This window comes from Georgenia sp. Z2081 (genome assembly GCF_055326445.1).
Window position 1 is genome coordinate 26,490 of record NZ_JBUZNK010000009.1, and the last position, 20,429, is coordinate 46,918.

General features: G+C 74.4%; 17 protein-coding genes. 2 read left to right on the top strand and 15 right to left on the bottom strand.

Going from position 1 to position 20,429, the window contains the following annotated elements; translation table 11 throughout:
• Nucleotides 1-44: 44 nt before the first annotated feature.
• The 9 genes from ACZLKG_RS12255 to tatA form a co-directional block, all read right to left on the bottom strand.
• On the bottom strand, nucleotides 45-2,054 hold the full coding sequence (locus ACZLKG_RS12255) for an ABC transporter ATP-binding protein (protein WP_425709446.1): 2,010 nt from the start codon (nucleotides 2,052-2,054) through the stop codon (nucleotides 45-47).
• A complete protein-coding gene (locus tag ACZLKG_RS12260) occupies nucleotides 2,051-3,808 on the bottom strand; it encodes an ABC transporter ATP-binding protein (protein WP_425709447.1) in 1,758 nt (585 codons plus the stop codon). The genes ACZLKG_RS12255 and ACZLKG_RS12260 overlap by 4 nt, the downstream gene beginning before the upstream one ends.
• A gap of 351 nt (nucleotides 3,809-4,159) precedes the next feature.
• Nucleotides 4,160-4,513, bottom strand: a complete 354-nt coding sequence (locus tag ACZLKG_RS12265) for an RNA polymerase-binding protein RbpA (protein ID WP_425709448.1) — start codon at nucleotides 4,511-4,513, stop codon at nucleotides 4,160-4,162.
• A 187-nt stretch (nucleotides 4,514-4,700) separates the two neighbouring features.
• Entirely contained in the window at nucleotides 4,701-5,501 is an 801-nt protein-coding gene (locus ACZLKG_RS12270) for a polyprenol monophosphomannose synthase (RefSeq protein WP_463648892.1), read from the bottom strand.
• A 38-nt stretch (nucleotides 5,502-5,539) separates the two neighbouring features.
• A complete protein-coding gene (gene lnt, locus ACZLKG_RS12275) occupies nucleotides 5,540-7,111 on the bottom strand; it encodes an apolipoprotein N-acyltransferase (protein WP_425709450.1) in 1,572 nt (523 codons plus the stop codon).
• A gap of 402 nt (nucleotides 7,112-7,513) precedes the next feature.
• Nucleotides 7,514-10,393: a DEAD/DEAH box helicase gene (locus tag ACZLKG_RS12280; RefSeq protein WP_463648893.1), complete on the bottom strand. Its 2,880-nt coding sequence runs from the start codon at nucleotides 10,391-10,393 to the stop codon at nucleotides 7,514-7,516.
• 10 nt (nucleotides 10,394-10,403) lie between these two features.
• Nucleotides 10,404-11,402 (bottom strand): diacylglycerol/lipid kinase family protein, encoded by a 999-nt coding sequence (locus ACZLKG_RS12285; protein ID WP_425709452.1) that lies wholly within the window; start codon nucleotides 11,400-11,402, stop codon nucleotides 10,404-10,406.
• A complete protein-coding gene (gene tatC, locus ACZLKG_RS12290; protein WP_425709453.1) occupies nucleotides 11,399-12,205 on the bottom strand; it encodes a twin-arginine translocase subunit TatC in 807 nt (268 codons plus the stop codon). The genes ACZLKG_RS12285 and tatC overlap by 4 nt, the downstream gene beginning before the upstream one ends.
• A 36-nt stretch (nucleotides 12,206-12,241) precedes the next feature.
• Nucleotides 12,242-12,646, bottom strand: a complete 405-nt coding sequence (tatA, locus tag ACZLKG_RS12295; RefSeq protein ID WP_425709454.1) for a twin-arginine translocase TatA/TatE family subunit — start codon at nucleotides 12,644-12,646, stop codon at nucleotides 12,242-12,244.
• A 30-nt stretch (nucleotides 12,647-12,676) separates the two neighbouring features.
• Here tatA and ACZLKG_RS12300 point away from each other — a divergent pair, with 30 nt between their 5' ends.
• Nucleotides 12,677-13,498 carry a glycerophosphodiester phosphodiesterase gene (locus tag ACZLKG_RS12300; RefSeq protein WP_463648894.1) on the top strand — a complete coding sequence of 274 codons (822 nt, stop codon included), beginning with the start codon at nucleotides 12,677-12,679 and terminating at the stop codon, nucleotides 13,496-13,498.
• Nucleotides 13,499-13,523: 25 nt separating this feature from the next.
• Here ACZLKG_RS12300 and ACZLKG_RS12305 read toward each other — a convergent pair whose 3' ends face one another.
• Nucleotides 13,524-15,581: a helix-turn-helix transcriptional regulator gene (locus tag ACZLKG_RS12305; RefSeq protein ID WP_425709456.1), complete on the bottom strand. Its 2,058-nt coding sequence runs from the start codon at nucleotides 15,579-15,581 to the stop codon at nucleotides 13,524-13,526.
• A gap of 34 nt (nucleotides 15,582-15,615) precedes the next feature.
• Here ACZLKG_RS12305 and ACZLKG_RS12310 point away from each other — a divergent pair, with 34 nt between their 5' ends.
• Nucleotides 15,616-16,740, top strand: coding sequence for a DUF3866 family protein (locus ACZLKG_RS12310; RefSeq protein ID WP_425709457.1), 1,125 nt, complete (start codon nucleotides 15,616-15,618; stop codon nucleotides 16,738-16,740).
• A gap of 27 nt (nucleotides 16,741-16,767) precedes the next feature.
• Here the strand turns inward: ACZLKG_RS12310 and ACZLKG_RS12315 are convergent, their stop codons facing one another.
• From ACZLKG_RS12315 to ACZLKG_RS12335, 5 genes are all read right to left on the bottom strand, one after another.
• A complete protein-coding gene (locus ACZLKG_RS12315) occupies nucleotides 16,768-17,160 on the bottom strand; it encodes a PH domain-containing protein (protein WP_425709458.1) in 393 nt (130 codons plus the stop codon).
• A gap of 185 nt (nucleotides 17,161-17,345) precedes the next feature.
• The gene (gene hisG / locus ACZLKG_RS12320; RefSeq protein WP_425709459.1) at nucleotides 17,346-18,191 is read right to left on the bottom strand and encodes an ATP phosphoribosyltransferase; all 846 of its coding nucleotides are present in this window, start codon (nucleotides 18,189-18,191) and stop codon (nucleotides 17,346-17,348) included.
• Nucleotides 18,192-18,226: 35 nt separating this feature from the next.
• Nucleotides 18,227-18,490, bottom strand: a complete 264-nt coding sequence (locus ACZLKG_RS12325; RefSeq protein ID WP_425709460.1) for a phosphoribosyl-ATP diphosphatase — start codon at nucleotides 18,488-18,490, stop codon at nucleotides 18,227-18,229.
• A gap of 5 nt (nucleotides 18,491-18,495) precedes the next feature.
• Nucleotides 18,496-19,557 carry an ABC transporter substrate-binding protein gene (locus ACZLKG_RS12330; RefSeq protein WP_425709461.1) on the bottom strand — a complete coding sequence of 354 codons (1,062 nt, stop codon included), beginning with the start codon at nucleotides 19,555-19,557 and terminating at the stop codon, nucleotides 18,496-18,498.
• A gap of 2 nt (nucleotides 19,558-19,559) precedes the next feature.
• Nucleotides 19,560-20,375 carry an ABC transporter permease gene (locus ACZLKG_RS12335; protein WP_425709462.1) on the bottom strand — a complete coding sequence of 272 codons (816 nt, stop codon included), beginning with the start codon at nucleotides 20,373-20,375 and terminating at the stop codon, nucleotides 19,560-19,562.
• Nucleotides 20,376-20,429 lie beyond the last annotated feature (54 nt).

The window sequence follows — 20,429 nt, forward strand, 5'->3', positions numbered from 1 at the left end:
CACGCGGGGTCGGACGTCCCGGCGGGGCCCGGGGCGCCCCGGTCTCAGTCCGACGGCGGCACTGCGTCGGCGGGGCCGTCACCGGGGACGGGGCCGGCCGGCGCACCCGCGCCACCGACCGGTGCCGCGCCCTCGACCACCGCCTCGTCGGCGTCGGGGTCGACCCCCTGGGAGAACTGCGAGCGGTAGAGGCGGTGGTAGGCACCGCCCGCCTCGAGCAGCTCCTCGTGGTCGCCCTGCTCGACGATGTCGCCGTGCTCCATGACGAGGATCGTGTCGGCGTCGCGGATCGTCGACAGCCGGTGCGCGATGACGAACGAGGTCCGGTCCGTGCGCAGCGCGCCCATGGCCTGCTGCACGAGCACCTCGGTCCTCGTGTCGACCGACGAGGTCGCCTCGTCGAGGATGAGGATCGGCGGGTCGGCGAGGAACGCCCGGGCGATGGTGATGAGCTGCCGCTCCCCGGCGGAGATGTTGGCGCCCTCGTCCTCGATCGCGGTGTCGTAGCCGTCCGGCAGGGTGTGGACGAAGCGGTCGACGTAGGTCGCCGTCGCGGCCGCCCGCACCTCGTCGTCGGTCGCGTCGAGACGGCCGTACCGGATGTTCTCCATGATCGTCCCGCCGAAGAGCACGGCGTCCTGGAGCACCATGCCGACCTGGCTGCGCAGCACGCTCCGCTCGAGGGTCGCCGTGTCGACGCCGTCGAGCCGGATCTGGCCGGCGTCGATGTCGTAGAAGCGCATGACGAGGTTGACCAGCGTGGTCTTGCCGGCCCCGGTCGGCCCGACGATCGCCACCGTCCGCCCGGGCAGCGCCGTGAGCGAGAGGTCAGTGATGAGCGGCTGGTCGGGGGTGTAGGAGAAGGCGACGCGGTCGAACTCGACCATGCCCCGTACCGGCTGCGCGAGGCGCCCGGGCTGCGGGCCGGCCGGGTCGAGCGTGCCGCGCCCGGCGGACTCGGCGAGGTCGGGCTCCTGCTCGTCGGCGTCGAGCAGCTCGAAGATCCGTTCGGCCGACGCGACGCCGGAGATGAGCATGTTCGCCATGCCGGCCATCTCGCCCAGCGGCGCGTTGAACTCGCGCGAGTACTGGATGAAGGCGGTGACCTGGCCGAGCGACATCTGGCCGTTCGCCACCCGCAGGCCACCGACGACGGCGATGCCGACGTACCCCAGGTACGTCACCCACTGCATGACGGGCATGATGACGCCGGAGTAGAACTGCGCCTTGAACGACGCCTCGAAGAGCTCCTCGTTCCGCTCGTCGAACCGTTCGCGCATGCTGTCCTGGCGCCCGAACACCGTCACCAGGTCGTGCCCCGTGAACGACTCCTCGATGTGGCCGTTGACGCGCCCCGTGTGGCGCCACTGCGCGGTGAAGAGCTGCTGCGACCGCGACCCCACCACGCCGACGACGATCCCGGCGATCGGCAGGGCGGTGAGCGCGATGAGCGCGAGCTGCCACGACAGCACGAACATCATGATGGTGATGCCGATGATCGTCATGAGCGCGTAGAAGAGCGACGCGAAGGCCTGCTGCATGGCGGCCTGGACGTTGTCGACGTCGTTCGTCGTGCGGGAGAGCAGGTCCCCGCGCTGCCGGGTGTCGAAGTAGCTCAGCGGCAGGCGGTTGACCTTGGTCTCGATCGCCTCGCGGAGCCGGTAGACGACCCGCATGACGATCTCGTTGAGGACGAATCCCTGGAGCCAGTCGAACAGGGCCGCGGCCGCGTACATGCCGAGCACGACCAGCAGGAGGCGGCCGAGCTCGGTGAAGTCGACACCGGTGCCGGACAGGACCCCGTCGAAGATGACGTCCATGGCGTCGCCGAGGATCGTCGGCGCCCAGACGGTGAGCACGGTCGAGATCGCGCCGGCCAGGAAGACGGCGGCCACGCCGAGCTTGTGGTCGGCGAGCGTGGCGAACAGCCGGCCCAGCGAGGGCCAGAAGCGCTTGGCCTTCCGGGGCGCGGAGCCCTCGCCCCACTCACCCGCACCGACGCTGTCCTGCAGCTCGGCGATCTCCTGCTCGGAGAGCTCGTGCTCCGTGCTCATACCAGCTCCTCCGCACTGATCTGCGAGGCCACGATCTCCCGGTAGGTCTCGGAGCTCTCGAGGAGCTCGTCGTGGGTACCGCGGGCGACGATGCGGCCCTCCTCCATGACGAGGATGAGGTCGGCACCCGTGATGGTCGACACGCGCTGCGCGACGACGATCGTCGTCGCCCCGTCCGTGTACCGGCGCAGGGCCGACCGCAGCCGGGCATCCGTCGTCACGTCGAGGGCGGAGAACGAGTCGTCGAACAGGTAGACCCGGGGGCGTGCCACGAGGGCACGGGCGATGCACAGGCGCTGCCGCTGACCGCCGGAGACGTTCGTCCCGCCCTGCGAGACGTTGGACTCCAGGCCGGTGCGGGCATCGTCGCCCTCGCCCGTGGTCCGGTCACGGACGAACTCGGTGGCCTGGGCGGTGTCGAGCGCCGCCCACAGCTGTTCGTCGGTGGCGTCCGGGTTCCCGAACCGGAGGTTGTCGGCGACCGTGCCGGAGAACAGGTACGGCTTCTGCGGCACGAGCCCCACGGCCCGCGTGAGCGAGGAGCGGGAGAGCCGGTCCACGGGTAGGCCGTCGACGAGGATCTCCCCCGCCGTCGCGTCGTAGAGGCGGGGCACGAGATTGATGAGCGTGGACTTCCCCGACCCGGTCGAGCCGATGATCGCCGTCGTGGTGCCGGCGCGCGCGGTGAAGGTGACGTCGTCGACGACCGGGGCGTCGGCGCCGGGGTAGGCGAAGGTCACGCCGCGCAGCTCGACGGTGCCGTCCGGGTCGCTCGGCTCGAGGGGTGCCTCTGGCTCGGTGACGGAGCCTCGGGCCTCGAGCACCTCGCCGATGCGCCGCGCGCAGATGATGGCGCGCGGGAACATCATGAACATGAAGGTGCCCATCATCACGGCCATGAGGATCTGCAGGAGGTACTGCATGAACGCCGTCAGGGCGCCGACCTGGACGAGGCCCTCGTCGACCCGGATGCCGCCGAACCACAGCACGGCCGCCGTGGCCAGGTGCAGGACGAGGGTGATGACCGGCCCCATGAGGACGAACAGCCGGCCGATGTGCACCGAGGTGCGGGTGAGGGTCGCGTTGGCGCCGGTGAACCGCTCGGTCTCGTGCCGCTCGCGGACGAAGGCGCGCACGACCCGGATCCCCATGATCTGCTCACGCATGACGCCGTTGACGTCGTCGATGTTGGACTGCATGCGCTCGAACAGCGGCATCAGCCTCACCACGAGGACCCCGACGACCACGAGCAGGACGGGGACCGAGACCCACACGAGCCAGGACAGGCCGGGGTCCTCCTGGATGGCCATGACGATGCCGCCGATCGACATGATGGGCACCATCACCATGAAGTTGAGCGCCATGAGCACGACCATCTGGACCTGCTGGACGTCGTTCGTGCCCCGGGTGATGAGGGTCGGTGCACCGAACCGGCCCATCTCCTCGGCGGAGAAGGCGTCGACGCGCGTGTAGACCGCGCGTCGCAGGTCGCGGCCGAGCGCCATCGACATGCGGGCGCCGAACCAGACGGCCGCCACGGCGGTGACGAGCTGGACGAGAGCGACGCCGAGCATGAGGGCGCCCACGCGCCAGATGTAGGCGGTGTCCCCGGTGGCGATCCCGTGGTCGATGATGTCGGCGTTGAGGCTGGGCAGGTAGAGAGTGGCGATCGTGGCGGCCAGCTGCAGCACGAGGACGGCGACCACGAGGCCGAGGTACGGGCGACCGTAGGTCCGGACGAGCTTCCAGAGCATGAGGACTGCTTTCGGTCGGTCGGCGGTGGATCGGGGTTCGAGAGACAGGAACGAGTGCCGGGCTCGCGGTCGGGACCTCATGCGCGGGGCCGGGGTCCCGCGCCGGGCCGCCGTCACGAGCCGGCCTACCTTAGACGCCCGTGCCCCGGTGGGCGCCAGTGGATTCTCGACGTGCTCCGCAACGGTCGTGCTCGGGCGGGGTGGTGCTCACACGCGGTGGTCATGCGCGGTGGATCAGACGTGGTGGTGCTCGGGCGTGCGGGAGGCACGGTATCGACCCCCACCGACAGCGCGCGGCCCCGGGCACCGCGTGGGTGCCCGGGGCCGCGATCCGGGTCGTCTCCCGCTCGGTCAGGCGCTGCGGCGGCGCAGCTGACCGCTGCGCAGGAGCGCGAGCCGCTCCTCGAGCAGGACCTCGAGCTCCTCGACCGAGCGGCGCTCGAGGAGCATGTCCCAGTGGGTGCGGACCTTGCGGGCGGGCTTGACGGGCTCCGGCCGTTCGGTGTCCCGGCGCAGGGACTCCTTGCCGCAGGTCGGGCAGTCCCACAGGGCCGGGATCTCGGCCTCCATGGAGAACGGGACGGTGTAGGTATGGCCGTCCACGCAGTCGTAGGTCACGCGCTGGCGCTCGGCGAAGTCCACACCGTCCTCGGACTCCATCGAGTACGCACCGATCTTCATGCCACGCAGTGCTCGGTCCGCCATGGTCTCTCTCCTCACCTGTCGGGGGCCGCGGCTGTTGTCCGCCGCGGCGGTGGGTCTCGGCCGCGCCACGACGCGGGTCGTGGGGCTGCGGAGCCACCTCCTGCTGATCTCGTGAACACCGGACGGTCGTCCGATGTTCCCTCGTCGGTCGCTTTCGTGTGTGACCTGGGCGACGCCCGCCGGATCCTCAGCGGCGGCGCAACGTGCCCAGGAGTCCGCGGACCTGCCCGGCCCGGTGGCGGGCGCCCCAGGCGGTGGTGCGCCACAGCGCCTCCCGCACGATGCCCCCCGTCATCTTGGACACGCCCTCCTCGCGCTCGACGAACACGATCGGCACCTCGACGATGCGCATGCCCGCGCGGTGGACGCGCCAGGTTATGTCGACCTGGAAGCAGTAGCCGGCCGACTCCACCTCGTCCAGGTCCAGCGCGCGAAGCGTCGCGGCGCGGAAGACCCGGAACCCCGCGGTGGCGTCGCCGACCGACATCCCCAGCGCGAGCCGGACGTACGTGTTGCCGGTCCGCGAGATGAGCTCCCGGCTGCGCGGCCAGTTCGCGACCTCGCCGCCCGGGACCCAGCGCGAGCCGATGACGAGGTCCGGGGCGTCGCCCGCCTCCGCGCGCTCGAGGAGGACCGGCAGGTCGACAGCCCGGTGGGAGCCGTCGGCGTCCATCTCCACGACGAGCTCGTAGCCGCGCTGAAGGGCGCGCGAGAACCCGTCGACGTACGCCCGACCGAGGCCCTCCTTGCCGGCCCGGTGCAGGACGTCGACCTGCGGGTCGGCCGCCGCCAGCTCGTCGGCGAGGTCGCCCGTGCCGTCCGGGCTCGCGTCGTCGACCACGAGGACGTCGACCCACGGTGCGGCCTCGCGCGCGCGGCGCACGGCCACGGGCAGGGACTCCAGCTCGTTGTAGGTCGGGATGATGACGAGCGTGCGCGGGTGCGCGTCCTCGGGCGAGGACGGGTGCGCGTCGTCGGGTGCGGACACGGGTGCTCCTGGGTCGGGGCCGGGGCGTGCGCCTCGGCTCACCGCGAGCGGGCGGGAGCCGTGAGGCGGCCCCTGACGATACCGGCCACGCCCAGGCCCGCGGTGACCAGGACGGCCACGAGTCCTGCGGGACGCGCCACACGCACGGCGGGCGTGATCTCCGTGCGCAGCGGGAGGTCCTCGCCCGTGTACGTCGTCACCTCGAACAGGTCGGTGCGCTCGAGCAGCTCCCCGTCGGGGGCGACGACGCCGGACACGCCGGTGCGTCCGACCTGCACGGCGGACCGCCCGAACTCCACGGCGCGGAACCGCGTCATGGCCAGCTGGTGCGCGCTGACCGCGGTGTCGCCGTGGGTGGCGTTGTTGGTCGGGATGACGATCATCTCCCCGCCGAGCGCCACGCCCTCGGCGATGATCGCCTCGTAGCCGACCTCGAAGCAGATCCCCACCGCGAGGGGGACCTGCCGACCGAGCCGCTCGACACCGACCTCGACGAGGCCCGGTCGGTCGCCGGGCAGCATGTCGGTGGTCACGCGGTCCACGGCCGGGGAGAAGAACCGGAAGAAGTTCCGGTAGGGCATGTACTCGCCGAACGGCACCGGGTGCTGCTTCGCGTAGGCCTGACCGACCGGCCCCTGACCGGCCTCCCAGACGACGAGCTCGTTGTAACGGTTCCGGCCGCCGTCGCCGTCGTCGACGTACCGCTGGGTACCGAGGAGGACCGGCACGCCGGCCGCCTGCGCGGCCCGCTCGACGGACGCCGCGACGTCCTCGTCCGTGCGCGGGTCGACGTCGGCCGCGGACTCGGCCCACAGGACGAGGTCCAGATCGGGCTCGCCGGACACGAGCTCCTCGGTGAGGTCCGCATGGTCGGCGGTGACCTGGCGAGCCTCCGCGCTGGTTGTCAGCCCGCCGCCGGGGACGTGGACCTGGACGGCACCGACCGAGAGCGTGCCCGACTGGGCGCCCGTCGGCAGCGGCAGGATCAGGCCCACGAGCAGGACGACGCCCCCGGTGGCGACCAGCCGCACACCACGGAACGGACGCAGCCTGCTCGTGGCGGACACGCCCTCGGCGAGCAGCACGCCGGTGAGCACGACGAGCGCGGAGACGAGCGGCTCCCCGCCGAGCCGGGCGAGGGAGACGAGCGGCCCGTCGACCTGGCTGTGCGCGAGCACGCCCCACGGCAGTCCGCCGAACGGGACGTTCGAGCGCACCACCTCCACGCCGACCCAGGCGAGAGCCGCGAGGAGTGCGCCGATCAGCGGTCGACGGGATGCGCCGAGCGCGGTCACGGCCCAGGCGCGCAGCGGCCCGTACAGGGCGAGGATGAGGGCCTCGAGGATCGACAGCGCCACCCACGGCAGCCACTCCCCGCCGCCGACAGCCTGGACCGCCCACGAGAGGTGCCGCAGCATGAAGGCCAGTCCGAAGCCGGCGGCCACGAGGTAGGCGAACCTCGCGGAGTGACCCCGCAGCGCCAGGTGGAGCGCCCCGACGGCGAGGATCGCGAGCCACCACCACGTCCGGGGGGCGAACGCCAGGTCGGCCGCGAGCCCGGCGGCGACGGCGAGGACCAGGGCGATCGGGCGCGGGAGCGTGGCGGGCACCGGGGAAGTCTACGAAGGAGCGGGGGCGCCCGCCGATCCGCCCCGGCGACCGCACCGGGGGAGGCCCGCGCACCCTTCGGACCGTGCCGTCGCCCGGGGGCGTCGACAACGTTTTCTACTGGGCGCGCGGGCCGTGCGACCTACGGCGTCACGGCCAGGTCGGGGCCCGGCCACCTGCCGCGAGGCGTTGGGAGAACATAGCCCGGACGCGGAGTACCCCGCATCCTCCCCTCCGCCACCGGCGGCGGTGTATTGGCAGGTCAAGGGCTTGGTTGCAGGTCAGTGGGCCGCGGACTCCCCGGCGTGTCGTCCCTCGGCGTGTCCTCCACGGGCTGTGGACAACCCCGGTGGCGTGGCCGCCGGCAGACGCTCAGACGCTCAGACGCTCAGACGCTCAGACGCTCAGACGCTCGACCATGCCACCACGCCTCGACGCACGAGACCGACCGCCTCCCAGGCGGCGTGCGCGAGCTCGGGGCTCGGGGCGGCAGTCGCGATCTGGTCGAGGACGTCGAGCAGCTGCTTGCACTGGCGCACGAGGTCGCCCGCCCCGATGCCGGCCAGGTCGAGGACGTCGATCAGGTAGCCGCCCTGCGCCCACTCGAGGATGGCGCGGACGAGTGCGTCGTCCACGGGCTCGGTCGGGGGCAGGCCGTGCGCGCGCTCGAGGTCGGCGAGGCGGGCCGCGTGCCGGTGGGTGCGTCGGACGGCCTCGCCGAGGGGGCCCGGCGGCCGGGCGGCCCCGGCGGCCGCGAGGTCCGCGGTGCGGTTCGACGAGACGATCATCGAGGCCGCGGCCGCGAGCTCCGCGGGTGCGAGGCCGTCCCAGTCGCCCGAGCGCAGGCACTCCGCGAGCAGCAGGTCGCGCTCGGCGTAGATGCGGGCGAGCCACCGGCCGTCCTCGGTGACCGTCCGGCCCTGCTCGGTCCCCGTCTCGTCGTCGAGGTAGCCGAGCTCGCCGAGGACGTCGCACACGCGCACGAGGTCCTGAGCCACCGACCCGGTGCGCTGCTCGATGCGTCCGGTCAGGTCGGCAAGCTCGACCTTCGCCCGGGACCAGCGCCGGGCGACGCGCGCGTGGTTCTCGCGGTCGGAGCAGCCGTGGCAGGGGTGGGCGCGCAGGGCCTCCCGCACAGCCTCGGCCCGGGCGTGGGGGCCCGGGCCCGCCGGCGTCGCGCCGCCGTGCGCGCCCGGACCGGCCGGCGCGTCGCCGGCCGGCGCGTCGCCGGCCGGCGCGCCCGCGCCGTGGCTCGGGGCGTCCGCCCGCGGGCGGGTCCCCTGCGCCAGGGCGTTGCGGAGCGAGGAGGCCAGGTCGCGGCGCTCGGTGGGGTTACGCGGGTTGAACCGCTTCGGGAGGGGGACCTTGGAGACCACGCGGAGCCCGTGCGGGACCTCGGTCGCGGTGAGCCGCCGGGCGCGCCGGTCGTCGCCCAGGACCTGGATCCCGACCCGGTCCATGCCCGCCTCGGCCGGCTCGAGGACGACGGCGTGCTCGGTGCGGCGGCCACGACCGAAGGCGACGACGTCGCCCCGGCGCACCGTCCGGAACGACGCCTCGGTCTCCCGGCGGCGGGCGGCGGCGCGAGACCTCGACTCCTCGCCCTCGGCCGCGGAGAGCTGCTCGCGCAGCTCCTGGTACTCGGCGAAGTCCCCGAGGTGGCAGCGCATCTGCTCGGCGAGCTCCGCGACGGAGCGCTCGTGCTTACGCACCTGCCGGGCCAGGCCGACGGCGGACCGGTCGGCCTGGAACTGGGCGAACGACTGCTCGAGGACGTGCCGGGCGCGGGTGAGGTCGAGGCGCTGCAGCAGGTTGACGGCCATGTTGTAGGTGGGGCGGAACGCGGAGCGCAGGGGGTAGGTGCGGCGCGAGGCGAGGCCGGCCACGTGGGACGGGTCGACGCCGTCGGCGTAGAGCACGACGGCGTGGCCCTCGACGTCGATGCCCCGCCTGCCGGCCCGGCCCGTCAGCTGGGTGTATTCCCCCGGCGTGAGGGCCGTGTGCGCGGACCCGTCCCACTTGTCGAGCCGTTCGACGACGACGGACCGCGCGGGCATGTTGATGCCCAGGGCGAGGGTCTCGGTCGCGTAGACGACCTTGACGAGGCCGGCGGCGAACAGGTCCTCGACGACCTCCTTGAACACCGGCAGCATGCCCGCGTGGTGCGCGGCGACGCCCTGCTCGAGGGCGTGGGCCCACCGGTCGTAGCCGAGGACACCGAGGTCGGCGGGCGGCAGGGAGGCGGTGGCGGCCTCGTGGTGCCGGCGGATCTCGGCGGCCTCCCGCGCGGTGGTGAGCCGCACGCCGGACCCGACCGTCTGCCGCACGGCGTCCTCGCAGCCGGCGCGCGAGAAGATGAAGACGATCGCCGGGAGCAGCGCCTGGTCGTCGAGGGCCCGTACCACGTCGGCCCGCGCCGGGCGCCGGACCGGCCGGGCGTCGTCGCGGCGGCTCTCGAGGTCCCGGCCCCGGCCCCGGGGGCGGTGACGCCGCTGCGGCCGTCCGTGCTGGCCGCGCGTGTGGCGGGACGCCCGTCGGACGGCCTCGAGGAGCTCGGGGCTCAGGGGCGGGTCCGCACCCACGTCGGTGGGGTCGACGTCGTGGGAGTACAGGTCGTGGATGCGGCGCCCCACCATGAGGTGCTGCCACAGCGGGACCGGGCGCCGCTCGGAGACGACGACGGCCGTGTCGCCGCGGACCTCGGTGAGCCAGTCGCCGAACTCCTCGGCGTTGGACACGGTCGCGGACAGCGAGACGATGCGCACGCGCTCGTCGAGGTGGAGGATGACCTCCTCCCACACGGGCCCGCGGAACCGGTCGGCGAGGTAGTGGACCTCGTCCATGACGACGAAGCCGAGCCCCTTGAGCGCCGGCGAGCCCGAGTAGAGCATGTTGCGCAGGACCTCGGTGGTCATGACGACGACGTCGGCGTCGCCGTCGATCGAGGTGTCCCCCGTGAGAAGACCGACCCGGCCCTCGCCGTACCGGGCGCGGAGCTCGGTGAACTTCTGGTTGCTCAGCGCCTTGATCGGCGTCGTGTAGAAGGCCTTCCTGCCGCGGCGCAGAGCGAGGTGGACGGCGAACTCCCCCACGACGGTCTTGCCGGCACCGGTCGGCGCGGCCACGAGCGCGCCCCGGTCCTCGGCGACGGCGCGGCACGCCTCGACCTGGAACGGGTCCAGGGAGAACGCGAGCCCGGCCCGGAACTCGTCGAGCTCGAGCTCGGGGTCGACGCCGGCCGGTCGCCGGCGGGACGCGGCGTACCGCTCGGCGGGAGAGGTCATGCTGATCAGGCTATGTCGCTCGCGTCGAGGTGCACACTCGCCACGCCCCCGGCGCGGCCTCGGCGACCAGCGGGCCCGCCCCCACCTCCTCGCCGTCGGCCATTGCGACCGGCAGTGACCGGCCGTGCTCGGGGGCGTCGTGGATCTCGACCCGCCGTCCGCGCGAGACGTGCACGGGGTCCAGCCCCACGTGCGAGCCGCCCGCGAAGCGAGGGAAGAGCGTCGCGATCGTGGGGCGTCCCACGGCGTCGATGTGGACGACGTCGAGCATGCCGTCGCCCGGGTCCGCGCCGGGGGCGACCTCGAGGCCGCCACCGATGAGCGGGGTGTTGGACACCGAGACCAGCGTCGTCGGCCCGGTGCGGACCTCGCCGTCGACGTCCACGCGCGCGCCGTAGGGGCGGAAGCGCATCGTCTCGACAGCGGTCGCCCGCACGTACTTCGCTCCCCCGCGCGGCCAGCGGTAGCGGTTGGCCGTGAGGTTGACCTGGGCGGCGAACCCGACGACGAGGGACGACGCGCACCAGCGCACGTCCTCGCCGCCCGGGACGAGGCCGAGGCGGTCACCGGCGGCGTGGCGCCCGAGCGGCGCACCGGGGCGGGCGACGCGGACGGCGTCCATCGCGCGTGGCGCCGCGGACCGGTCGCGCGGGTCGAGGGCCGCGTGGATGATGCGCAGCGAGTCGACGTGGCGGCCGACGGGCAGGCCGAGCGCCCGGGCGACGTCGTTCCCGGAGCCGACCGACACGAGCCCGAGGGGGACGTCGGTGCCGGCCACGGCGTTGAGGCCGAGGTGGGCCATGCCGTCCCCGCCGACGACGACGAGGGCGTCGATCCGGCCCTCGCGCGCGGCGGCGTGCGCGCGGGCCAGCGCGTGCAGGGCGTTCGCGGAGGTGAGGTCGTCGGTGATCGCGAGGTCGGCCAGGACGGCCCGGACCTCGCTCGCCACGCGCGAGCCGTTGCCGGCGCCGGCGGAGGGGTTGATGACGAGCCCGACGCGCGCGGTCATGCGGGGTCCTCCGTGGCGGTCGTCGGTGCGGCTGTGGCCCCGGTGGGGCCGTCGGCGCCGGTTGCGGCGGTGGCCGCTGACCGGTCGCGGCGGGCACGGATGCGCTCCAGCACCGCGCACACGCCGATCGCCCCGAAGTACAGCACGAGGATCGGCATGGCCATGGCGATCATCGACCACGCGTCGGGCAGCGGGTTCGCGAAGGCGGCGAAGACGAACGCGCCGATGATCGCCCAGCGCCAGCCCCGCAGGAAGGTCCGGGCCCGCACGAGGCGGGCCGCGCCGAGCCCGACCATGACGACGGGCACGAGGAACGCCACGCCGAAGACGACGAGCACCCGGAGGACGAACACGAGGTAGGACCGGGCGTCGACGAGGCTCGTGCCCTGCTCGGGCACGAAGGACGTGAGGATCTCGACGACGTGCGGCACGAGCATCCACGCGAACGCACCGCCGGCGAGGAACAGCGCCGCGCCGGTGAGGGCGAAGGCGGCGGCCGTGAGGCGCTCCCCGCGGTGCATGGCGGGCGAGAGGAACAACCACAGCTGACCGACCCACCACGGCGAGGTGAGGAACAGCCCGATGACGACGGCGACCTGGACGCGCAGGTCGAACGCGGAACCCAGCGTGGTGAAGTTCAGGCCCGCGAGCGCGCCGTCCGCCCGGGCGACGTTGAGCGGCGCGGACACGGACTCGAGGACCGGGTCGTAGAGGAACCAGCCGGCCACGGCGCCGAGCAGGACGCCCGCGAGCGCGTAGAGGAGACGACGGCGCAGCTCACCGAGGTGCGCACGCAGCGGCATCCGTCCCTCGGGGTTGCGCCTGCGGCGCGCCACCGGCTACCCGGCGGAGCCGGAGGGCGGCTGCTGCCGACCGGGGGCGTGCGTGCTCGGTGGCCGGGAGGACGCGTGGTCGTCCGGGGCACGGTCGTCATCGGAGCCCGCCGGGCGCGGATCCGGTGCTCCCCCGCGTGGCGACCGGCCGCCGTCTCCCTCACCCCCGGGTGCCCGACCACGGTCGTCGATGCCACCGTCTCCCGTGCCACCGTGGGCGCCGGGGTCCTGGTCCGCGCGGCCGGACGGCGCGTCGTCGTCCTCGCGCAGCTCGCGGACCTCCTTCTTGAACACCTTGAGCGACTTCCCGATCGACGAGGCGATGTCGGGCAGCCGCGAGGCGCCGAAGACGAGCAGGATCACCACGACGAGCACGAGGATGTGCATCGGCTGGAGGCCGTTGCGGAACATGGCGGTCACCTTCGTCGGGGAGGATGGAACATGCCCAGGATAGACGCCCGCGCCGGATCAGGACCGGAGGGCGGGGCGGCGGACGACCACCTCGAGGTCCTCGGGCACCGCGGGGCGTCCGCCGAGCGCCGCGAGAACACGCTCCCGGCGTTCGTCCGCGCGGTCGAGGTCGGTGCCGACGGCGTGGAGCTCGACACGCACCTGTCGGCGGACGGGGTGCCGGTGGTCCGGCACGACCTGCTGATCGGCCGCCGGGCCACGCGCGAGCTGACGGCGGACGAGCTGGGGCGCCTCGGCGTCCCCACGCTCGTCGCCGCGCTCGACGCGATCGAGGTGGCGGCCGGGGATGCCGGGAGCGACCCGTGGGTGCTCGTCGAGATCAAGTCGGCCCCCGACGGCTCCCTCCCGTGCGCCACGCCGCGCGAGGTCGTGGCCGCCGTCGGTCAGGTGCTGGCGGGCCGCTCCGGCGGGCCGCGGTGCGTGCTCGAGTCGTTCGACCGGGCGGTGCTGGCCGCGGCGGCCGAGCTGCTGCCCGCGCTCCCCCGCGCCGTGCTCGCCGACGGTCCGTCCACCGCGGCAGGCTCGCCGTTCCTCGGGCCCGCGACCGAGGCGTGGGGAGATCCCGACCCGGTCGCGGCCGCCCGTGCTCTCGGCGCTCTCGCCATCGCTCCCCGGCACACCTGGTTGGGTCCGGAGCTCGCCTCCCGCGCGCGGGAGGCCGGCCTGGAGACATGGGCGTGGACGGTCAACTCGGTGACCCGCGCCGCGCGGGTGCGGGCGCTCGGGGCGAGCGTGGTCATCACGGACGACCCCGCCCGGATGGTCCCGGCCCTGCACCCGGGGCGGGAGTAGCCCGCGGCTGCTCGGCCCTCGTCGCTCAGCCGCCGTAGCGCCGCAGTGCCGCGCGGGCGGCCGCGCGCACCCGCTCGGCCTGCTCCTCGGGTCCGATCGCGGTGACCTCCTCGCCCAGGTCGAGCATCGCCCCGACGAACCAGGCCCGGTCGGCCACGCGCAGCCGGACCCGCACACCGCCGTCCGCGAGGTCCTCGGTCGCGATCGACGGCACGGTCTCGGCGAACGGCCGGGCCGCCGACGTCAGCTCGACGACGACCTCCTCGCCGATGTCACCGACCTGCCCGGTGCGCTCCGGCCACGGGTGCTCCTCGACCGGTGTGTCGGTGATGTCCGCGGTGACGATCCGGTCGACCCGGAAGGTCCGCGGCGCCCCGGCGCGCAGGCACCATGCGGAGAGCAACCAGTCGTCCGCGTCGAGGACGAGTGAGCGCGGATCGACGTCGCGCTCGGTGCGCACGTCGCCGCCGGAGACGTAGACCAGGTGCAGGCGCCGTTCCAGCCGCAGCGCCTCTCGCGCGCGCGACAGCGCGACCGGGTCGGCACCGGGCACCGCCACGTCGATCGCCCGCGCGACCGTCGACGCCGTGCCCGCGGCGACCTCGAGCTTGTCCGCGAGACCGTCGATGAGGGCGGTGGGCATCCCGACCGAGCCCGCGACGGCGCGCAGCGGCCCGAGGGCGACGAGCAGGAGGACGGCCTCGTCCGTGGTGAGCCGCAGCGGGCGGGCGAGCCCCTGGTCGTTCGCCAGCGAGATCACGCCGGACTCGAAGGCGTCGACGGAGAAGTCGATGAGGTCGTCGTGCTGGTAGCCGGGCAGGCCGGTCACCCACAGCAGCTCGACGTCGGCGATGACCTGCTTCTCACTGACCCCGAAGTGCTCGGCGAGCTCGGTGACGCTCTGGTCGCCCTTCTCGTGGAGCCGCAGGACCAGCGAGAGCAGCCGGGCCAGCCGGTCCTCGGCCCCCTCGCGACGCGGGGCGGGCTTGGTCGGGGCCGTGGTGCCCGTCTCCTCGGCGACGGGCGCCGAGGAGACCGGCACCGCGGCCGCGCGCGCGAGCCGGCGCCGCACGGCGTCGACGAGTGCCGGCGGCGCGAGGGCGAGGGCCACGTCCCCGAGCGCCGCGACGTCGCCGGCCAGCCCCTCGAGGTCGTCGGTCGTGAGGTCGAGGACGTCCCAGCCGTCCGGGACGAGGTCGGTGGCGGGCGCGGGATCCCTGTCCGCCGCGTGCCCGTCGGCAGCGCCACTGTCCGCCGCGTCCCCGTCGGCGGCGTCGCGGCCCTCGCCCGCCCGTGCGCGCACCACGGCCCCCCGTCCCGGCGCGAGCGCGAGGCTCGCCTCGGCCCGCTGACGACGCGACGCGCTCAGCACGGCCGACAGGTCGAGGTCCGCGGGTGCGGGCACACGCTCCGGGGCCTCGGCGTCGCTCACCCTCCCGCGCACGCGCGAGAGGTGGAAGACCCGGACGGCGCCCCGGTCGTGGTCGTGTCCCACGAGGTACCAGGAGCGTCCGCGTGCGGCCAGTCGCCACGGGTCCACGAGGCGGGTGCTCAGCTCGCCCGTCGAGGCGGCCCGGTAGTCGAACCGGACGGCACGTCCCGTCTCCAGCGCGTCGAGGAGCGCCGTGAAGGCCGGGCCCGGCTCGGCCAGCCCCACGCCGGTCCGGCCCCCGGGGCCGCCGGAGCGGACCTCGGGGGCCAGCCCGCGCAGCTTCGTCAGTCCGCGCTGGGCGGGAGCGCTCGTGGCGGCGTCCCGCCAGACCCCGGCGGCCGCGGCGAGGACCGCGGCCTCCTCGGCGGTCGGCTCGAGCTCCGCGACGCTCTCGTCGTCCCCGCCGAGCCGGTAGGCGATGTCGGTGAGGTGGACGGGTGAGACGGTGGTGAGCAGCGGGACGCCCAGCGAGCGCAGCGAGTCCTTGTCGCGCTCGAACATCCGCTCGAACGCGTCGTCCTTCTGGCCGCCGTAGCCGTGGACGAGTCGCCGCACGTCGGACTTGGACAGGCCGCGCTCGGTGGACCTCAGCGCGGCGAGGAGGTTGAGGAGTCGCTCCTCCTTGGTCACCCGGACCTTCGGCTCGCTCACCCCCTCACGCTACCGGCGGAGGTAGCGTGACGACGTGATCCTGTGGCGCGCCGGGACGGTGCTCTCCCTTCGACGCGAGTGGTCGGGCGCCGTCGAGCTCGAGGTCGACGTGGACGGGCGGTCCGTGCGCGCACTCGCCTACCCGGCGCTCGTCGGCTCGCCCGTGCCCGGCGACCGGGTCCTGCTCAACGTCACCGCCCTTAAGAAGGGCCTCGGCACCGGGGGCTACGCCCTCGTCGTCGCCCTGCCCGACCGGCTCCCGGCCGACCCCCCGCCCGGGCCCGGCCATCTCGTCAAGGCGCGCTACACGCCGGGGCAGGTGATGGTGCTCGGCGTCGACGAGCAGGAGTCCGCCCACCACGGCACCCTCGAGGACGCCGACGACCTCGGCGGGACGCCCGTCGTCGTGGCCGACCTGCACTCCGCACTGCCGGCCGTGGTGGCCGGCGTGCACGCGGTCCGGCCGGGCGCACGCGTCGCCTCGCTCATGACGGACGGCGGCGCCCTGCCCGCCTGGTTCTCGCGAACGGGGGCGGCTCTCAAGGACACGGGCCTGATCATCGGCACCGTCACGGTCGGTCAGGCGTTCGGCGGCGACGTCGAGGCCGTCACCGTGCACACCGGCCTGCTCGGCGCTCGCCTCGTGCTGGAGGCGGACGTCGTCGTCGTCGCCCAGGGGCCCGGCAACCTCGGCACCGGCACACGCTGGGGCTTCTCCGGGGTCGCCGCGGGCGAGGCGCTCAACGCGGCCACCGCCCTGCGGGGGCGCGGCATCGCCGTCCTGCGCATGTCCGGCACGGACGCGCGCGAACGTCACCTGGGGCTGTCCCACCACTCCGTGACCGCGCTGGGGCGGGTCGCGCTGGCGCCGAGCGACGTCGTCGTGCCCGGCGGGCTGTCCTGGCCCGGCGAGGACCTGTCCCCGCTGGTGGAGGCGCGGCTCGTCGACACCCTGGACGGCCGCCACCGGCGCGTCGACCTCGACGTCCGTGGGGATAGGGCCTCCGGCGCGCCGGACCTGCTCGCCGCGCTGCGGGGCGTCGAGGAGGCCGCGGGGCTACGCCTGTCGACGATGGGGCGCGACCTCGATGCCGATCCCGTCCCGTTCCTCGCGGCGGCGGCCGCCGGCGCGCACGCGGGGAGCCTGCTGGACCGCTGACGGCCGACACCCGGGGCGGCGGCCCGGTCAGCCGCGGGAGGAGCCGTTCCCGAGCTCGCGCGCGTGGAGCTCGACCAGCGTCGACAGTCGCGCCGCCGCCACGGTGGCACGCCGCCCGTCGCTGCGCTGCACGGCCATGACGGCGAGCGTGCTGGAGTCGGCGAGGTCGAGGTTGGCCCAGGGCCGGTGCTCGCCGTACTCGACGCCGAGGATCTCGGCCCACTCGACGCGCCGTCCGGACAGGAAGTTGCGGACCGTGAGCCCGGCCTCGTCCGGCAGCGCGGCGACGCGCGCCTGGCGCTCGAGCACCCCGACGATGATCAGCGCGAGGAGGGCGGTGAGCAGCTGGTCGGTGAGGTCCCAGTGCTCGACGCCCGGGATCCGGCCGGTGAGCAGGATGATCGCGGCGGCGCCGATCACGACGGCGACCTGCAGCGACCGTGCGACCAGCGGTACGAGTCTTGGGCGGATCGGTCGGTGGAGCCGGGCCCGGACCTGCTCGGGCCGCTCGTGACCCTTCGGCGCGCCCTGGCCGTCGGACGCACCTGGGCCGTCAGCGGCTCCCGGGCCGTCGGGTGCCGCTGGGCCGTCGGCCCCGTCGTGCGTCACAGGCGGCTCGCGAGGATCGAGGTGACGAGGATCGCGCGGGCCCCCGCCGTGTAGAGGTCGTCCATCACCTTGTTGACGCCGGCCCGCTCGACCATGACCCGCACGGCGACCCAGCCGTCGTCGCGCAGCGGGGAGATCGTCGGCGACTCCTGTCCGGGCGCGAGCGCGACGGTCCGCTCGACGTCCTCCTTGCGGACGTCGTAGTCGATGAGCACGAACTGGCGGGCGACGAGCACGCCCTGGATGCGACGGTCGAGCACGGACAGGCCGTCCGGCTCCTCGCCCGAGGCCCGCCGGACGAGGACCGCCTCGGACCGGAGGATCGGCTCGCCGAAGGTCGTCAGGCCGGCGGCCGCCAGGGTCGAGCCGGTCTCGACGACGTCCGCGACGGCGTCGGCGATCCCGAGGCGGACGGCAGACTCCACGGCGCCGTCGAGGTGCACGGTGCCGGCGTCGATGCCCCGATCGGCGAGGAACGCGCGCACGACCGTGTCGTAGGAGGTGGCCACCCGCAGCCCGGCGAGGTCCTCGACGCGCCTCGGTCCGTCCTCGGGCGCGGCGAACCGGAAGGTCGAGCGCGCGAAGCCGAGCGCCCGGTGCTCGACGGCGTCGGCACCCGAGTCGAGCAGGAGGTCCCGTCCGGTGATGCCGCAGTCCACGGTGCCGGCACCGACGTAGACGGCGACGTCGCGCGGGCGCAGGAAGAACAGCTCGACCTCGTTGTCGGGGTCGGCGACGACGAGCTGGCGGGCGTCCCGACGTCGGCGGTACCCGGCCTCGGACAGGAGGTCGGCGGCCGGCTCGGACAGGGAGCCCTTGTTGGGCACGGCGATACGCAGCATGTGGGGGTCTCTTCCGTGGTGCGGGCGGGGCGCGCTCAGAGGTGGCGGTAGACGTCGTCGAGCTGGAGGCCGCGGGCGATCATCATCACCTGGACGTGGTACAGGAGCTGGCTGATCTCCTCGGCCGCCGCCTCGTCGCTCTCGTGCTCGACGGCCATCCACACCTCGGCGGCCTCCTCGACGATCTTCTTGCCGATGGCATGGACGCCCGCGTCGAGCTGGGCGACGGTGCCCGAGCCCTCGGGGCGCTCCTCGGCCTTGGCGCTCAGCTCCGCGAACAGCTGGTCGAACGTCTTCACGCCCGTCAGTTTACGGCGCTCTCGGCGAGCACGACCGGGGTGTCCGGCAGCGCGGTGATCGCGGCCTCCGGGTCGACCTCGCCCTCGAGGAGGCCCGCCGAGGACATGAACTCCGCCATGGCGGCCCAGCGCTCCGCGTCGATCGTGCCGCGGGAGTCCGCGTCCCCGTACAGGGCGGCGGTGGCCTCGGAGACGGCGATCGCGGCCGCGCGCGCGTCCTCGCCCGTGAGGTCGGGGACGTGCGTCGCTGCGACGTCGACCGCGCCCTCGGGATCCTCGGCCATGTCGGCCATGCCGCGCAGCACGGCGCGCACCACGGCGGCGACGTCGCCCTCGCGCTCCCCCAGTGCCGCGTCGGTGGCGACGAGCCCGACGCCGACCAGCGGGACGTCGTCGCCGAGGGCGATCTCGCGCACGGGGGTGCCGGCGCGGGCCAGGCTGACGGCGTCGTTGTTGACGAAGCCCACGACGGCGTCGACGTGACCGGCGGTGAGCGCCGAGACCTGGGTGAAGCCGATGGTCTGGACGTCGACGTCCTCGCCGCCGCCGGGCAGCGTGGCCAGAGCCGCCTGCAGGCCGAACCAGGTCTGACCGAACTCGCCCGGCACGCCGACGCTGGCGCCGGCGAGGTCCTCGAGCGTGGTGATCCCGGAGTCCTCCGGCGCGAGGACCGCGACGGGGTAGTCCTGGTACATGGTGGCGACGGTGGTCAGACCCGCGCCCTGGGCGACGGCCTGGAGCATCTCGTCCCCGCCCGCGACGACGACGTCCTCCTCGCCGGCCTCGGCGGCCGTGAACAGTCCCTCGGAGGCACCGTGGTGCCGCAGCTCGACGTCGACGCCCTCGTCCTCGAAGTAGCCGCGCTCCTGCGCGATGTAGAACGGCGCGAACTGGACGTCCGGCACGTAGGTGAGGCCGATGGTCAGCGGCTCGCCGCCGGAGCCGGCGTCGCTCCCGGACTCGGTCGGGCTCTCGGTGCCACCGCCGCAGGCGACGAGCGTCGTGGCGGCGAGGCCCGCGACGAGGAGAGCGGCGGCGCGGCGCACGGTGCGTGGTGACGTGGTCATGGTCAGGCTCCTTGACGGTGGCGGAGGTGGCGCTGCAGGGCCCCGACCGCGGCGAACAGCGACGCGGCGAGGACGCAGAGGACGGCGAGGATCGAGAACAGGCCGACCGTGTCGGCGGACGCTCCGCGCGCGGAGAGCAGCATCCCCAGCCCGCGACCCCCGGTGACGATCTCCCCGACGATGGCGCCGGTGAGGCTGAGCGTGACGCCGTTGCGCACGCCGGTGAGGATCGCGGGCACCGCGAGCGGGAGGAGGATGCGGGCCAGCAGGACGGGTCCGCCGGCGCCGTCGAGGCGGGCTGCCTCGACCACGTCGGGGTCGATGTGGGTGAGCCCGTACACGGTCCCCAGCAGCATGGGGAAGAACACCATGAGGGCGCACAGGACGACGACGGGCAGGACGCCGTAACCGAGCCACAGCGCGAGCAGCGGGGCGACGGCCACGGCGGGCAGTGCCTGGGACGCGGCGACGTAGGGCTCGAGCACGCGGCGGGCGAGCGTCGAGGAGGCGATGACGATGCCGAGCGGCAGGGCGACGGCTGCGCCCAGGAGCGAGCCCCAGCCGGCGGCGACCAGCGTGGGCCAGAGGTAGGCGCGGGCGGGGCCCGCGAGGTCCTCGGCGACGCGGGCGAGGATCGCGCTGGGCGCGGGCAGGAAGTACGGGTCGACGGCGCCCGCGCGGGAGGCGGCCTCCCAGGCGACCAGGACGATCAGGCCGAAGGCGAGCGGCGCGAGCGCGCTGCCGGGGCGGGTGCGCTCCCGCGTGCGGGAGTCGGCCGAGGCGCGGGCGTCGTCGTCGTGCTCGATGGCCTGTGCCACCCGTTCCTCCTCCCGGTCGACGTGGCGACCGGGGCGAGGGGACGCGGGCGTCCC